The organism is Microbispora sp. H10670, from assembly GCF_014161385.1.
GTDB classification, from domain to species: Bacteria; Actinomycetota; Actinomycetes; order Streptosporangiales; family Streptosporangiaceae; genus Microbispora; species Microbispora triticiradicis.
Genome location: NZ_JABBWW010000002.1, coordinates 130,983 through 144,667, shown reverse-complemented (window position 1 = coordinate 144,667; position 13,685 = coordinate 130,983). Strand labels below are relative to the sequence as shown.

Genomic DNA, 13,685 nt, shown 5'->3' with positions numbered 1-13,685 from the left:
GGGATTCCTTAACGGCGTAGCGGATGGCGGGCCGCGAGGTTCTGCAGCCACGTCAGGGAGTCGTGGGCGGCCTTGATGCGCTCGGTGCGGTGCCCCTCGCCGCCCACGAGGTCGAGCCCTTCGTCGGCGATCTCGCCGAACGCGCTCAGGCTTTCGAGCTTGCGCTGGATGACCTTCTGCCAGGCGTCGTCTTCGATGCGGTAGTAGGAGGTGCGATCCCCGGGCCTTCTCACCTTCTTGACCAGGCCGATGGCCGTGAGGAAGCGCATGTTCGAGGTGAGCGAGGCCCGGCTGGCCTGGATGACCTCCGCGATCTGGCCGGCGGACTGCTCGGCCGGGTCGCAGATCATGAGCCAGCCGAGGATGCGTCCGGTGATGGGCGGCAGCCCCCACTCCTCGACGCAGAAGGCCGCCACCCGTTCCACCCAGCGGAGCAGCCGGTCCTGCTGTTTCTCAGTGCTCATCGTCGCATGCTCCGTTGTCGATCGTGTGCCGGTTCACGTCGGCTAGTCATTTCAATAGTGACTGAAATAACTAGCAATGTCAATCTGGAAGACTGTACGCGGACTGGTTTGCTGGATTGGCAACAAGATTTGCGCCATTGCCGTATCCGTCCGCACGATGAGGGGCATGACGCACGGATTCGACAAGGACTATTGGGAGCGGCACTGGCAGCGGGGGCGGGACGGAGGCCCGGGTTCCATGGGCGGCAACCCGCCGAATCCGTACCTCGCCCGTGAGATCGGCGGCCTGGGACCGGGCACGGCGCTGGACGCGGGATGCGGCGGCGGCGCCGAGGCGATCTGGCTCGCCTCCCACGGCTGGGAGGTCACCGCGGCCGACATCTCGTCCGAGGCACTCGCCCGCGCCGCCGAGCGCGCGGCGGCGAACGGGGTGGCGAGCGCTGTGCGCGAACGCGTGCGGTGGGTCGAGGCGGACCTGGGCGTCTGGAGCCCGGACACGCGGTTCGACCTGGTCATGACCCACTACGCCCATCCGGCGATGCCGCAGCTCGAGTTCTACGACCGCATCGCCGGATGGGTGGCTCCCGGCGGCACGCTGCTCATCGTGGGGCACCTGCACACCACCGGCTCCGGCGGGCACGGGCATCACGGTCACGGGCATCATCCGCCGGCCGAGGCGTCGGTCACCTCCGCGGCCGTCGCCGCGCGCCTGGACGGCACGGAGTGGGAGATCGTCACCGCCGAGGAGCACGTGCGTACGCTCTCGGGCGACGGCGGCCGGGAAGTCCCCCTGTACGACGTCGTCGTGCGCGCCACCCGCCGTGGGTGACCGTGCTCAGCTCGGGGCGCCGGGGACGCGGAGCCGGTCGACGGCCTCGCGGCGGCGGCGCTCGGGCCGCCGGTCGTACCGGGCGGTGGTGGCGGGGGAGGCGTGGCCGACCAGGGCCTGGGCGGTGGCGAGGTCGACTCCGGCGTCGAGGAGTTCGCCGATGAACGTGCGCCGGAAGTCGTGCGGGGTGCGGGGCGAGGCCCCGGCGGCGGCCAGGCGCCGCGAGACGATGTCGGCGATGGCCTGGCCGGTCATGTGGGCCATGCGCAGCCGCCCGGCCTTGTTGATCGGGCAGAACAGCGGTCCGGCCGCCCGGCCGCGTACGGCGAGCCACAGGTTCAGGCGTTCGACGGCCTGCGGGGTCAGGTAGACGAGCCGCTCCTTGTCGCCCTTGCCGCGCACTCGCATGGAACGGGCGTGCGGGTCGAAATCGGCCAGCCTGAGCCCGGCGATCTCGGCGCGGCGGCAGCCACTGGAATACAGCGCCGCCAGCATGGCGCCGTCCCGGCGGCCGGCGGGGGAGTGGTCCTCGTCGCACACCTCCAGCGCGGCCGCGAGCGCCTCGGCCTCGACGTGCCGTCCCGCCGGAACACGCGTGTGCTTGTAGGCGGGCAGGTCGGCGGCGCGCTGGTAGTCCTCGCCGCTCATCAGGCCGAGCCGCCAGGCCTCCTTGAGTACGCGCCGCAGCGCCACCAGGTGCTTGTTGACGTGGGAGGCGGACCACCCCTGCTCGCGCATCAGCGTGCGGAGGCGGACCGTGTGCTCGTAGCGCAGCAGCTCCCAGGGCTGCCCGGCCCCGGTGGCCTCGGGGTCTCCGGTGACGAGGCGGGCGATGCGGTCGAGGCAGCCCTTCATCGTGCGCCGGGACTCCGGGCTCTGCAGCGCGCCGAGATACACCTCGTACGGATCGGGCGTGGAGGGTGCGGGGACACTCCGCTCGGGAACCGCGGGGATGCTCATCGCCCCCGATCATACTATGAATCTACAATGTAAAGGTGCTCGGATTTTTGTGCATCCAGCAAGCACCAGCACCAGAAACCTCACCGACAGGAGAATCGCTTCGGAAAAACTCGTGCCACGTGTCGAGAATGTGGCGTCGGCTCCGTCCCAGGGGCATGAGTGGCCGAACGGGCCGCCGACGACGAAGGGGAAGCACGATGAAATACCTGATCCTGAAGCACTACCGCGGTGGCCCGGCTCCCGTCGTCGACTACGGGTCGATAGACCAGTGGACGCCGGAGGAGGTCGACGCGCACGTGCAGTTCATGCGCGACTTCGCCGCCCGCCTGGAGGAGACGGGCGAGTTCGTCGACGGCCAGGCGCTGTCGCCCCAGGGCGCGTTCGTGCGGTACGACGGCGAGGGGCGCCCGCCGGTGACCGACGGTCCGTTCGCCGAGACGAAGGACCTCATCGCCGGATGGATGGTCATCGACGTGGAGTCGTGGGACCGCGCGGTCCAGCTGGCCGGGGAGCTGTCCGCCGCTCCCGGGCCCCGCGGCGAGCCGATCCACGAGTGGCTCGAGGTCCGGCCGTTCCTCGCCGAGCCGCCCACGGTCACCGAGTGAACGAGTCGCTGCTGCGGGAGCTCGTGCCCGCGGTGATCGGTGTCCTCGTCCGGCGCGGAGCCGACTTCGCCTCGGCCGAGGATGCCGTGCAGGATGCGCTGATCCGGGCGCTGGCGACCTGGCCGGACGACCCACCGCGCGATCCGAAGGCGTGGCTCGTCGCGGTCGCCTGGCACAGGTTCCTCGACGCCGCGCGTGCCGAGGCGTCGCGGCGGGGGCGGGAGGTGGCCGTACAGGCCGAGCCTCCCGCCGGTCCGGCGCCCGCCACGGACGACACGCTGCGGCTCTACTTCCTGTGCGCGCACTCCACCCTGCCGCCGGCCTCGGCCGTCGCGCTGACGCTGCGCGCGGTCGGCGGCCTGACCACCCGGCAGATCGCGGCGGCGTACCTCGTCCCCGAGGCGACCATGGCGCAGCGGATCAGCCGGGCCAAGCGGAAGATCGCGGGGCTGCCGCTCGACCAGCCCGGCGATCTCGGCACGGTGCTGCGGGTGCTCTACCTCGTCTTCAACGAGGGGTACGGAGGGAGCGTCGACCTGGCGGCCGAGGCGATCCGGCTCACCCGGCAGCTCGCCGCCCTGACCGACGAGCCAGAGGTCGCGGGGCTGCTCGCGCTCATGATGCTGCACCACGCGCGCCGTACGTCTCGGACCGGCCCGGGAGGCCGTCTGGTGCCGCTCGCCGAGCAGGACCGATCGCGCTGGGACACCGGCCTGATCGCCGAGGGGGTGACGATCCTGCAGACCGCGCTGGCCCGTGACCGGCTGGGCGAATACCAGGCGCAGGCCGCGATCGCCGCGCTGCACGCGGACGCCCGGAGCGCCTCCGAGACCGACTGGGTGCAGATCGTGGAGTGGTACGACGAACTGCTGCTCCTCACCGGCAGCCCGGTGGTGCGGCTCAACCGGGTGGTGGCGGTGGGGGAGGCGGACGGACCACAGGCCGGCCTGGCGGCGCTGGCCGGGGTGGACCCCGGCCTGCCCCGGTACGCCGCGGTGACGGCGTACCTGCACGAACGCGCCGGCGACCTCGCCCGAGCGGCGGAGCTGTACGCCGAGGCGTCCCGTGCCGCCGCCAGCGTGCCGGAGCGCGACCATCTCACCAGGGAGGCCGCGCGGGTACGGCAACTGCTGAAGGCGTGAGCGCGGCCGATGCCGCTTGTGACGGCTGGTCGGAAGGCTTGTCAAGACGCCGATGGAGTTGCTGATTCGCCCTGCTATGGCCTCCTTTGCTGTTCTTGTCACGCTCCAATGCCGGGGTTTGGATCAAGGGGGTGATCTTCCGCCGTCCCTGCGCGAAGGAGTCGTGAGCATGACCCTGCTGACCTACACCCTCCTCACCGACCCGGCGCCCCTGGAGGCGTCGGTGCCGGGAGCGCCTGCCGCGTCCACGGGGACCGTCCACCTTCTCGTCACCAACACCGGGGAGCAGGCGGTCTTCTGGCGGACGATCACGGTTCAGGTGCCCGTCGGCGACGGCGCCGTCCACCTCACGCCGGACCTGGGCAAGGTCGGCAGCGAGGGGGAGTACTTCCCCCGGTCGGGCCCCTCCCAGCGACTCGCCGTCCAGACACAGGGCACCGACGCCGTCCGCGTCACCGACCAGGCCGGTGGCCGGCCCAGGTTCGAACCCGGCGGCCACATGGTGCTGACGCTGAAGGATGTCCCCGTCGCGCCGGCCGTCGGCCTGGCCGTGCTCAGGGTGACCGAGAACGCGGGCAGGACCCGGACCGGGCAGGCGGCGGACAGGCACGCGGTGGTGGCGCTGGTGAAGACCGCCCCGGCGCCACGCGACCTCCGCCCGGAGAGCGAGATCGTCGACGCCGGAACACCGGTCACGCTGAGCTGGGAGGGGTCCGCCGACTTCGCCTACGAGATCCGGTTCCCCGGCGGACACGAGCCGGTTCCCCCGGGCCCGCCCACCGGGCCTCAGGGCAGGTACGCCGTGCGACTGAACGCCACCCCGAAGCGGGAGACCACCTACACCCTCGTCGCCGTCTCCAACAGCACCAGGCGGCAGCACACCCTCACCACCGCCGTCCAGGTGCGCAATCCCGTCATGGACGACCTCAGAGTCACCAACGTCTGGGCCACCAACGTCTGGGCCACTTCGGTGGGCGGACCGAACAGCGGCGACGGAGCCATCACCTTCCCCCAGGGTGGAGTCAACGTCATGCGCGCGAGTGGCACCGGCGAATTGGGCACGGTGGCGGCCGACAAGGCCGACCTCAACGGCGTGAACACCAGGTGGGTGCAGGGCAGGAGCTCCAGTGACGGATGGATCAGCTTCCCGCAGGGCGGCGTGAACGTCTACCGGGACGGAACGCAGACCTGGGGCACGGTGGCGGCCGACACGGCCGATCTCAACGGCGTCAACGCCAAGTGGCTGCAGGGCAGAGGCGAGCGCGACGGGTGGATCGACTTCTCCTACTACGGGATCAACGTCTTCCGGCGCGACGACGCGGGCGCCGGCAGGAGGTTGAAGCAGTGGGGTGGCGTGGGCGTCAAATGGATCGCCCACCACGACGAGTAGGAGACCAGACCGGGCCCGGTCAGGGGGAGTGTCACGGCAGCTGGCGGCGTACCCACTCGGGGTCCGGATTGACGTGGGGGCGGCCGGCGACCACGACGGTCGGCACCGTCTCGTCGCCGCCGGTGGCGGCGCGGACCGCCGCCGCGCCCTCGGGGTCCTGCCAGATGTTCACCCAGTGCAGCCGCCGCGCGTCGCGGGCGAGGCGCAGCCGGAGCCGGAGGCAGTAGCGGCAGCCCGAACGCCAGTAGACGATCGGGCGGCCGTCGGCCTCGCTGCGGCGCAGCGCCTCGGCCGCGCCGATCGACCTCGGGAACACCAGGGGAGACAGCAGGGCGGCGGCGAGCAGGAACACCAGGAAGTACGTCGCGGCGGCACCGGGGGACCCCTGGGCCGTCTGCCGGAACGCCGCGGCGACTCCGCATGCCAGGAAGACGACCGGCAGTATCCATCCGCGCACCATGGCCGTCACGCTATCGGGCCGTTCTCCGGCGCCGCAAAAGTTGGTAGGTCACGCGGCCGGTCCGCGCGTGGCCGCGTGACTGGACCCTTCCGTGCCGGGAACCTGGCGGGGACCCGAAGACGGGTGCCGAGGACGGAGGGGTGAACGAGGCGATGGCGACCACCGCAGGCGGGACCCGCGCCGATCCGGAACCGGCCGATCTCCGGCTGCCGGGCATCGTGCTGGGTGTGGGACTGGGCGGGTTCGTCGACGGAATCCTGCTGCACCAGATCCTGCAGTGGCATCACATGCTGAGCGGCACCGACAGCGATCACATCGGAGTGCGGTACTACGATCCCCGCACCGTCTCCGGGCTGGAGATGAACACGGTGTGGGACGGTCTGTTCCACACCGTGTGCTGGCTGGCGGTCCTGATCGGGCTGGCGCTCCTGTACTCCCGGGTCACCCGGAACCGCCGCCGGGTGTGGGGTTCGCGGGTGCTGTGGGGCTGGATCCTGGCCGGGTGGGGTCTGTTCAACCTCGTCGAGGGCGTCGTGGACCATCACCTCCTGGCCATCCATCACGTGCGCGGCGGCCCGCGTCAGTCGTGGTGGGACATCGGCTTCCTCGTTTTGGGGGCGCTGCTGGTCGCCGGGGGTTACCTGCTGGCCCGGAGCGGGCGGTCCGTCGAGCCCGGAAGCCGGACGTGACGGACCCTGTGACGGAACACGGCGCTCACTTCGCGGGCGCGCTGCCGGTCCTGGCCGTGCTCGGCTGCGCGATCGGTTACCTGCGCCTGGCGGGGCTGGCGCGCCGCCGCAATCCGGCGCGCGGCTGGAGCCGGTGGCGTACGGCGGGGTTCGTCGGCGGGCTCGTCCTGCTGGGCGTCGCGCTGGTGCCGCCCGTCGCGTCCCTGGCCCACGCGGACTTCCGCGGTCACATGCTCCAGCACCTGCTCGTCGGCATGTACGCGCCGCTCGCGCTGGTGCTCGGTGCGCCCGTCACCCTGATGCTGCGCACCCTGCCCGCCGACGGCGGGCGGTGGCTGACCGCCGTGCTGCGCAGCCGTCCCGTCCGGGTGGTTACCCACCCGGTGGTCGCCCTGCTGCTGTCCGCCGGCGGCCTCGTGGTGCTCTACTTCACGCCGCTCTACAACGCGGCGTCGGCATCGGCGGCGGGGCACTGGCTGCTGCACGCGCATTTCCTGCTGTCGGGCTGCCTGTTCGCCTATGTGATCGCCGGGCCCGATCCCGCCCCGGACCGGCCCGGGGTCCATACCCGCCTGGTGTACCTCGGCTGCGCCGTCGCCGTGCACGCCGTCGTCGCCCAGCTGATGTACGGCGGCTTCCGGGTGGACGTGCACGCCCCGATCCCCGAGGTCCGGGGTGGCGCGGAGATCATGTACTACGGCGGCGACATCGCGGAGCTGCTCCTCGCGGCGGCTCTGGTCGCCACCTGGCGTCCCGCGCCCCGCACGGGTGCGGGGCGCGGGACGGTCGTCAGGCGGTACGAGCGGCGATCTTGGTGAGGAGCGGCTGCACCAGGCGGGCGGCCAGGGGGCCGAAGGCCGCGAGGATGAGGACGTACGCGGCGGCCAGGGCGCCCAGGTCGGGGTGGGCTCCGGCGGCCACGGCCAGTCCGGCGATGACGATGTTGAACTCGCCGCGGGGGATGAGCGCGATGCCGGCGCGTACCCGTCCGGCGCGGGCGATGCCCGCGCGGCGGGCCGCGTAGATTCCGGTCATCAGCTTGGTGATCATCGTGACCAGGGCGAGGCCGGCCGCCAGCCCGGCCGCGGGCAGGATCTTGGTCGGGTCGGTCTGCAGGCCGAAGAAGACGAAGAACACCGCGGCGAACAGGTCGCGCAGGGGAGCGAGCAGCGCGTGGGCGTCCTCGGCGAGCTCGCCGGACAGGGCGATGCCGACCAGGAAGGCGCCGACCGCGGCGGAGACCTGCAGCTGCTGGGCCAGCCCGGCCACCAGCAGTGCGAGCCCGACCACCTTGAGCACGAGCACCTCGGAGTTGGGGCTGGCGACGAACGCCTCGATGTAGCGGCCGAAGCGGAGCGCGACCAGCAGCACCACGCTGACCGCGGCCAGTGCGATGGCCACGGTGACCGCCCCGGCGACGAGGGTCAGGCCGGCCAGCATGGCGGTCAGGACCGGCAGGTAGACCGCCATCGTGAGGTCTTCGAACACCAGCAGCGACAGCACGACCGGGGTCTCGCGGTTACCGATCCAGCCCAGGTCGGAGAGGACCTTGGCGGTGATTCCGGAGGAGGTGGCGTAGGTGACGCCCGCCATGGCGACCGCGGCGACGGGTCCCCAGCCGAGCAGCAGCGCCAGGATGGCGCCGGGGGCGGCGTTGAGCAGGAGGTCGACGAGACCGGCGCGGGCGTTGCCCTTGAGGCTGGTCACCAGTTCGTCGGCGTTGTATTCCAGGCCGAGGGTGAGCAGAAGGAGGATGACGCCTAATTCGGCGCCGGTGGCGATGAAGTCCTCACTGGTGCCCAGAGGGAGGATGCCGCCGGTGCCGAAGGCCAGGCCCGCGAGGAGATAGAGAGGGATGGGGGAGATGCCGACGCGCAGCGCCAGTGCTCCGAGAATGCCGAGTCCGAGGACGACGGCGCCGAATTCCAGGAAAAGTATTGCGGTGTTGTGCACGCGCTGCCCTCAGCCGCTGGCGAAGATGTCGGCGACTGCGGTGGTGCTCTCCTCGCCGCCCACCACGACCACGATGTCGTCCCCGGTCAGGACGAAGTCGGGTGCGGGGCTGGCGAAGACGCGTCCGGCGCGGACCACGGCGACGATGGAGGCGCCGGTGCGGGTGCGCACCTGCGCGTCGCCCATGGGACGGCCGTCGTAGCGGGAGCCGGGGGTGATCAGCACCTGGAGGCTGACCAGGCCCTCGACCTCGCGGTGCATCGCGTTGAGGCGCTGGACGATGCGGGGGGCGCCGAGGAGTTCGACGAGCGCGTCGGCTTCCTCGTCGTTGAGTTTGACCGTCTCACAGGCTCTGTCGGGATCGTCGGGGTCGTAGATGACGAGGTCCCGCCGTCCCGTGCGGTGCGAGACGACTCCGATGCGCCGGCCCGAGCGGGTGGTGAACTCGTGTCGCAATCCGATCCCCGGCAACACCGTCTGCTCGACTTCCACGGCGCCGCTCCTCCGTTCGTAACATGTCATTACTTGTCCGGAGAACCTACCAATAAGACGCGGTCGTCCCGCCGCCGGTGTCGCTCGGCGGCGGGACGACTACGCTCGCGTGTCAGGCGGCCGGGTCGTCGGCGAGCCAGATCGGCCGCCAGTTCGACCGCTCGTGGTAGCGGCGCAGCTCGGCGAGTCCGGACAGCCATCCGGTCCAGGCGCCGTATGGCGGGTTGGCGGTGTCGAAGCCGCTCTGGACGAACGTCAGGCGGGTGGCGCCGCCGGTGTCCTCCAGCTCCCAGGTGACGACGCCCATCGGTCCCCAGTCGACCGAGATCGTGCTGTCGGGAACCAGGTCGATGATCTTGGCGGGCTGGGGGTTGGCGTCGAGGCCGCCCATCGCGAAGCGCCCGCCGACGTACGGCTCGATGCCGATGGGGTAGCCGAACCACTCGGTGGCCTTGTCGGAGTCGATCAGCGATTCGTACACCGTGGACACGGGCGCGGCGATGTCCAGGTGACCGCGGAAGTCGGTGGTGGTGTAGTCGGGCTGGGGGCCGATCTCCCGCCCCTGGACGTGGTCGGCGAGGTTCGACAGCGCGAGCGACCAGAACACCTGCAGCACCCCGCGGATGCTCGCCCCGGTGATGGCGTCCTGGAAGTCGAAGTGGGTCTGCGACAGCGTCAGGATGGTCGAGCCGGCGTCCTCCTCCGCCAGGGTGATCTCCGTGGTGGTCTCCTCGCCGTCGAGCAGCCAGGCGAAACGCAGGGTGTGGTCGTCGGCGTGCAGCAGGCGCTGGTGCGGCGCGTCGCCCTCGGGAGTGCGGCGGCCCCAGAACTCGTACCGTTCGGGCAGGTCCACCTCGGCGTGCTCGGCCAGCCACACCCGCATCGCCGCGGGGTCGGTCAGCGCGTGGCGCACCTCCTTGATCGGGGCTTCCAGGCGCACACGGATGATCATCGGCTCACTCACTGTCGTCTCCCTTGGGGTAGCAGGCCACGGCGAGTTTGAAGGCGTCGCCCTCGGCGCCGCCGTAGCGGGTGAACAGGTCCTGAAGTGCGGACCGCAGGTCGTTGAGGAACTCCTGACGGCGTTCGGGGGGCACGCGTATCTCCCCGGAGACGCCGATGGACGGCAGTTCCGGCGCCGTCCGGTCGAGGGCGGCGACGTCGGCCTGCACCTGTTCCATCAGGTCGAGGAGGTAGCCCAGGCTGAGCTCGTCCCGCCGCCGCCGCAGCCCGCCGATCCTGCCGACGAGGCCGGGGGACAGCCAGTAGGACCTGGCGCTCGCCCGGTAGATGCCCTCGGTGATGCCGCGCACCCGCCGCTCGGAGACCTGCTGCACCAGGCCGGCCTCCACCAGGCGTTTGACGTGGTAGTACACCCGCTGCGGGGTCTGGCCGAGCGCCGCCGCCACCTCGGTGCAGGTGCGCGGCTCGGCCAGTTGCCGCAGCACCTCGATGCGCTGCGGCTTGAGCAGGGCTTCGGCCTGCTCGATCTGCTCCAGGTACAGGACGTCTCTCATCGCAAAAACAAGCTTGTACGTAAAAATTGTATTTGTCAATGGGGTACGCCTACGGCCTGCCGGGGGTCCCGGCAGGCCGGCGTACGGGTAAGGACGGGCGGGTCAGGAGGCGGGCGGGGCGCCGATGACGGAGGTGCCGATGACGAGGTGGCGGGCGGGATCGCAGCCGAGGAGCTCTTCGACGACCTGGTCCCGAAGGGCCGCGGTGAAGGTGATGTGCAGACCGGCCGCGGTGGCCAGCAGATAGACGGTCTGGCTGAGGTGGCCGACGTCCATCATCAGCGCCCGGTAGACCCGGGGAAAGGTGTACTTCCACTGGTTTCGGGCGATGACGCTGGTGTAGAAGATGAGCGCTCCGGCGCCCGCGACCCAATCCTGGCCGCCGACGGCGGCCACGAGCCGCTCGTCGTCGAGACGGCGGCCGAGGAACTCGAGGGTGTGGTCGGCGGCGGCGTAGTGGTAGGCGCCCGGATCGAGGCCCTGGACGTTGCGCGCGTAGAGGTAGACCTCGGTCGGGTGGCGGGCGCCGCCGGAGGGGCTGGTCTTGAACACCCGCTGCCAGGAGTCGGTCACCACCCCGTTCGGGTCGAGGTCGACACCCGCCTGGGTCAGCGGGCCGTCGGCCCGCGGCAGAGGTCCCGCGGCGGTCTTGAGCAGGGCCGCGACGGTTTCCAGCGGCAGCGCGGAGGGGCCGAAGTAGCGGCGGCTGCGACGCCGGTGGAGTACGTCCAACAGGTCGCGATGGCGCCAGACGCCGGGGTCGGCGTCCGGCAGCGCGAGGCGGGTGGTGCCGGGCAGGGACCAGAACGCCGGAGGCGGCGGGTCGGTCAGAACCTTGGCTTCGAGTTCCTCGTTGTCCTGTTCGGCGGTGCGCATGGCGGTGCCGGCGTGGGAGCGGGTGGAGAAGTGGTAGGCGCGCGCCAGCCGCCCCCACGGCTGCCAGGCCTCTTCTATGGCCTGTTCGCGCTGGTGGCGGGGTCCATTTTTCGCGATCAGGATGTCGTGCTCGGCCAGCACGGTGGCGACCTGGTGCCAGTGGGCGGCCTCGCCGGGATCGCCGCCCAGCTCTCTCACCGAGCCCAGGTCGCGGAATCCGGTGAACCACCGCAGCACGCGCTCGACGCCGTCGGCGAGGGCGAACTGGCGATGGTCGAGATAGTCGTCCCAGACCAGTTGGCCGGCGTCCCACAGCAGGGCGCCGCAGCCGGACACGCGTACGTTCACGATTCGGTCTCTCACTTCTCGTTCGCGGGCGGCGCCGGGGGCGCGCAGGCGGCCGCCCGGCCGCGGCGTGCCGCCGCCAGATGAGGGTGGTCCGGCGCCGCCCGCCGCAGCAGCTCCACGGCGCGGCCGTAGCAGGCGTGGGCCTCGCCGGGCTGGTGGCGGGCGCGGTACAGGGCGCCGAGGTTGATCAGGGTGATGGCGGATTCGGGATGGCCCGGCCCCAGGACCGCGTCCTTGACGGCCAGGGCGCGGAGGTAGTGGGCCAGGGCCTCGTCCAGGTCACCGCGACGATGCCTCAGGGCGGCGAGGTTGTGCAGCGCGGCGGCGACATCGTGGTGCTCCGGGCCGTAGGCCTCCTCGAAGACGGCGAGGGCACGCCGGAGCAGCGCCTCGGCCTCGTCCGGGCGTCCGCGGCCCTCCACGAGCGCGGCCCAGGCGGCGAGGTCCGCCGCCACCCTCGGATGACGCTCACCGAGGAGCCGGGCGCGGAGTTCCGCCGCCCGGCGAGCCCACGGCTCACCGGCCTCGTGGTCGCCACGGGCGTGGGCGAGCCCGCCCAGGTTGTGGCAGACGGTGGCCACGTCCTCGTGCTCACCGCCGCGGGCCGCCTCCAGAATCGCCAAGGCCCGCCCGTAGAGGGCCTCGGCCTGCTGGAATCGGCCGGTGTACTTGCCCAGCACCCCCCATTCGTTGCACACCTTGGCCACTTCCACCGACTCCGGGCCGAAGACCCGCTCCGCGGCGGGAAGAGTGAGAGCGAACAGCAGCCCCGCCCTGCGGTAGCCGCCGCACGTACGCCACACACTCGCCAGCTCGCACTGGGCGTGGATCCGCAGCGCGTTCTGGCCCTGGCGCCGGGCCTGGCCGGCGGCGGCCCGGAACGCCCGCTCCGCCTCGTCGAAGGCTCTTCCGGCGGAACGCTCCCGTGCGTGCGCCAGCAACTCGGCCGCCCCGGCGGGACGGGACTCATCACTCACATGGCCTCCCGTACGACGTCACGACCGACGGCGGCGGCCGCCTCCCGGGGCTCACCGGCTCCGGGAGGCGGACGCGGCTCACGCCTCGATCAGAACCTCGTTGTGGTTGAGGTTCAGGGCGGCCTCCGGCTGGGTGTAGGCGTCCTCGTGGGCCTCGAAGACCGCGACCTCGTTGTGGTTGTAGGTCAGGGCGGACTCCGGTGCGCTGTAGCCGTCCTCGTGGACCTCGAACACCGAGGTCTCGTTGTGGTTGGGGTTCAACGCGGCCTCCGGCTGGGCGTAGTCGTCCTGGTGGACCTCGAACACTTCGGACATCTTCTGCGACATCTGGGGCACTCCTTACTGGGACTCCTGTGACTGCCGGAATCGTCTCAGCGGCGATGTCGCGGTGCTGGTCCAGTGAAGGCCGGATCAGCGGCGATACTGGTTCATTGCGCGACCCTGCCGGGCGCCGGTCCCGAACGGGAGCGCCCGCCGCTCCACCGGGAGGGGTCAGGCCGCGAACGCGGCGCTGATCGCGTGGCTGTCCTCGTGCATGCGGTAACCGACGATCCTGCCGTCGGCGACGGTGAAGTGCAGGGCGAACTCGTTCAGGAACGACCTGCCCGTGGACAGCACACCGAAGCGGCTGCGTCCGGTCACCACCGCGTGCCCGTCCTCGACGATGGTGGCGTCGATCGTGAACTCCTGTGCGGGCGTGAGCGCGGTGCCGAGCACGGCGAAGAACTCGGCGATCTGCTCCTTGCCGGAGCGGGCCCCGGTCCAGGGCACGTTGGGCGCGCCCGGGACGAGGAAGTCCACCCGGTCGGCGAAGAGATCGACCAGGCCGGTCACATCACCGGCGGCGAATCGGGCGAAGAAGGCGTCGACGACCTCGCGGGTGGTCCAGGGTGTGGCGGTCATGCCGTGTTTCCCATCTGTCGTACCTGGCGTGGAGCGTAGGCCGGCCGGCGAAATCTCCAACTGATCGGTTGGAGTATGGC

The 13,685-nt window shown here is 71.3% G+C and carries 17 protein-coding genes; 6 read left to right on the top strand and 11 right to left on the bottom strand.

Translation table 11 applies throughout. From position 1 onward, the window contains the following. Positions 1–8: 8 nt before the first annotated feature. Positions 9–464: a GbsR/MarR family transcriptional regulator gene (locus HHX33_RS04315; RefSeq protein WP_182873445.1), complete on the bottom strand. Its 456-nt coding sequence runs from the start codon at positions 462–464 to the stop codon at positions 9–11. Between the two features lie 166 nt (positions 465–630). Between HHX33_RS04315 and HHX33_RS04310 the strand changes: the two genes are divergently transcribed. Then, positions 631–1,293, top strand: a complete 663-nt coding sequence (locus HHX33_RS04310) for a class I SAM-dependent methyltransferase (protein WP_182873444.1) — start codon at positions 631–633, stop codon at positions 1,291–1,293. A gap of 6 nt (positions 1,294–1,299) precedes the next feature. Here HHX33_RS04310 and HHX33_RS04305 read toward each other — a convergent pair whose 3' ends face one another. Beyond that, a complete protein-coding gene (locus HHX33_RS04305) occupies positions 1,300–2,253 on the bottom strand; it encodes a tyrosine-type recombinase/integrase (protein ID WP_182873443.1) in 954 nt (317 codons plus the stop codon). A gap of 197 nt (positions 2,254–2,450) precedes the next feature. On the opposite strand from HHX33_RS04305, the gene HHX33_RS04300 reads away from it, so the two are divergent. The 3 genes from HHX33_RS04300 to HHX33_RS04290 all read left to right on the top strand — a co-directional run bounded on the left by HHX33_RS04300 (position 2,451) and on the right by HHX33_RS04290 (position 5,390). Then, positions 2,451–2,858 carry a YciI family protein gene (locus HHX33_RS04300; RefSeq protein ID WP_111698534.1) on the top strand — a complete coding sequence of 136 codons (408 nt, stop codon included), beginning with the start codon at positions 2,451–2,453 and terminating at the stop codon, positions 2,856–2,858. Further along, positions 2,855–4,000 carry an RNA polymerase sigma factor gene (locus HHX33_RS04295; RefSeq protein WP_182873442.1) on the top strand — a complete coding sequence of 382 codons (1,146 nt, stop codon included), beginning with the start codon at positions 2,855–2,857 and terminating at the stop codon, positions 3,998–4,000. The genes HHX33_RS04300 and HHX33_RS04295 overlap by 4 nt, the downstream gene beginning before the upstream one ends. 169 nt (positions 4,001–4,169) lie before the next feature. Continuing rightward, a complete protein-coding gene (locus HHX33_RS04290) occupies positions 4,170–5,390 on the top strand; it encodes a hypothetical protein (RefSeq protein WP_182873441.1) in 1,221 nt (406 codons plus the stop codon). 31 nt (positions 5,391–5,421) lie between these two features. Here HHX33_RS04290 and HHX33_RS04285 read toward each other — a convergent pair whose 3' ends face one another. Beyond that, a complete protein-coding gene (locus tag HHX33_RS04285; protein ID WP_182873440.1) occupies positions 5,422–5,850 on the bottom strand; it encodes a glutaredoxin domain-containing protein in 429 nt (142 codons plus the stop codon). 140 nt (positions 5,851–5,990) lie between these two features. Between HHX33_RS04285 and HHX33_RS04280 the strand changes: the two genes are divergently transcribed. Both HHX33_RS04280 and HHX33_RS04275 read left to right on the top strand, forming a co-directional pair. Further along, entirely contained in the window at positions 5,991–6,539 is a 549-nt protein-coding gene (locus HHX33_RS04280; protein ID WP_310741210.1) for a DUF2243 domain-containing protein, read from the top strand. Then, positions 6,536–7,357, top strand: coding sequence for a cytochrome c oxidase assembly protein (locus tag HHX33_RS04275; protein WP_310741209.1), 822 nt, complete (start codon positions 6,536–6,538; stop codon positions 7,355–7,357). Before HHX33_RS04280 ends, HHX33_RS04275 begins: the two co-directional genes overlap by 4 nt. On the opposite strand, the gene HHX33_RS04270 is transcribed toward HHX33_RS04275, so the two are convergent. The 8 genes from HHX33_RS04270 to HHX33_RS04235 form a co-directional block, all read right to left on the bottom strand. Continuing rightward, the gene (locus HHX33_RS04270; RefSeq protein WP_182873439.1) at positions 7,329–8,492 is read right to left on the bottom strand and encodes a cation:proton antiporter; all 1,164 of its coding nucleotides are present in this window, start codon (positions 8,490–8,492) and stop codon (positions 7,329–7,331) included. The genes HHX33_RS04275 and HHX33_RS04270 overlap by 29 nt on opposite strands. 9 nt (positions 8,493–8,501) lie before the next feature. After that, positions 8,502–8,984, bottom strand: a complete 483-nt coding sequence (locus HHX33_RS04265) for a cation:proton antiporter regulatory subunit (RefSeq protein WP_111698508.1) — start codon at positions 8,982–8,984, stop codon at positions 8,502–8,504. A gap of 112 nt (positions 8,985–9,096) precedes the next feature. Further along, positions 9,097–9,948: an SRPBCC domain-containing protein gene (locus HHX33_RS04260; RefSeq protein ID WP_182873438.1), complete on the bottom strand. Its 852-nt coding sequence runs from the start codon at positions 9,946–9,948 to the stop codon at positions 9,097–9,099. Continuing rightward, entirely contained in the window at positions 9,941–10,501 is a 561-nt protein-coding gene (locus HHX33_RS04255; protein ID WP_182873437.1) for a helix-turn-helix domain-containing protein, read from the bottom strand. The genes HHX33_RS04260 and HHX33_RS04255 overlap by 8 nt, the downstream gene beginning before the upstream one ends. Positions 10,502–10,603: 102 nt before the next feature. Then, the gene (locus HHX33_RS04250; RefSeq protein WP_182873436.1) at positions 10,604–11,725 is read right to left on the bottom strand and encodes a SagB family peptide dehydrogenase; all 1,122 of its coding nucleotides are present in this window, start codon (positions 11,723–11,725) and stop codon (positions 10,604–10,606) included. 11 nt (positions 11,726–11,736) lie between these two features. After that, the gene (locus tag HHX33_RS37055; protein WP_182873435.1) at positions 11,737–12,702 is read right to left on the bottom strand and encodes a tetratricopeptide repeat protein; all 966 of its coding nucleotides are present in this window, start codon (positions 12,700–12,702) and stop codon (positions 11,737–11,739) included. Between the two features lie 78 nt (positions 12,703–12,780). Then, positions 12,781–13,029: a hypothetical protein gene (locus HHX33_RS04240; RefSeq protein ID WP_182873434.1), complete on the bottom strand. Its 249-nt coding sequence runs from the start codon at positions 13,027–13,029 to the stop codon at positions 12,781–12,783. A gap of 165 nt (positions 13,030–13,194) precedes the next feature. Next, entirely contained in the window at positions 13,195–13,605 is a 411-nt protein-coding gene (locus HHX33_RS04235) for a nuclear transport factor 2 family protein (protein ID WP_182873433.1), read from the bottom strand. Positions 13,606–13,685: the final 80 nt, after the last annotated feature.

What these genes read in the sequence shown, in the direction of transcription:
- HHX33_RS04315 (WP_182873445.1), bottom strand. Translation starts at nt 464, where the DNA reads ATGAGCACTGAGAAACAGCAGGACCGGCTGCTCCGCTGGGTGGAACGG.
- HHX33_RS04310 (WP_182873444.1), top strand. Translation starts at nt 631, where the DNA reads ATGACGCACGGATTCGACAAGGACTATTGGGAGCGGCACTGGCAGCGG.
- HHX33_RS04305 (WP_182873443.1), bottom strand. Translation starts at nt 2,253, where the DNA reads ATGAGCATCCCCGCGGTTCCCGAGCGGAGTGTCCCCGCACCCTCCACG.
- HHX33_RS04300 (WP_111698534.1), top strand. Translation starts at nt 2,451, where the DNA reads ATGAAATACCTGATCCTGAAGCACTACCGCGGTGGCCCGGCTCCCGTC.
- HHX33_RS04290 (WP_182873441.1), top strand. Translation starts at nt 4,170, where the DNA reads ATGACCCTGCTGACCTACACCCTCCTCACCGACCCGGCGCCCCTGGAG.
- HHX33_RS04285 (WP_182873440.1), bottom strand. Translation starts at nt 5,850, where the DNA reads ATGGTGCGCGGATGGATACTGCCGGTCGTCTTCCTGGCATGCGGAGTC.
- HHX33_RS04255 (WP_182873437.1), bottom strand. Translation starts at nt 10,501, where the DNA reads ATGAGAGACGTCCTGTACCTGGAGCAGATCGAGCAGGCCGAAGCCCTG.
- HHX33_RS04240 (WP_182873434.1), bottom strand. Translation starts at nt 13,029, where the DNA reads ATGTCGCAGAAGATGTCCGAAGTGTTCGAGGTCCACCAGGACGACTAC.
- HHX33_RS04235 (WP_182873433.1), bottom strand. Translation starts at nt 13,605, where the DNA reads ATGACCGCCACACCCTGGACCACCCGCGAGGTCGTCGACGCCTTCTTC.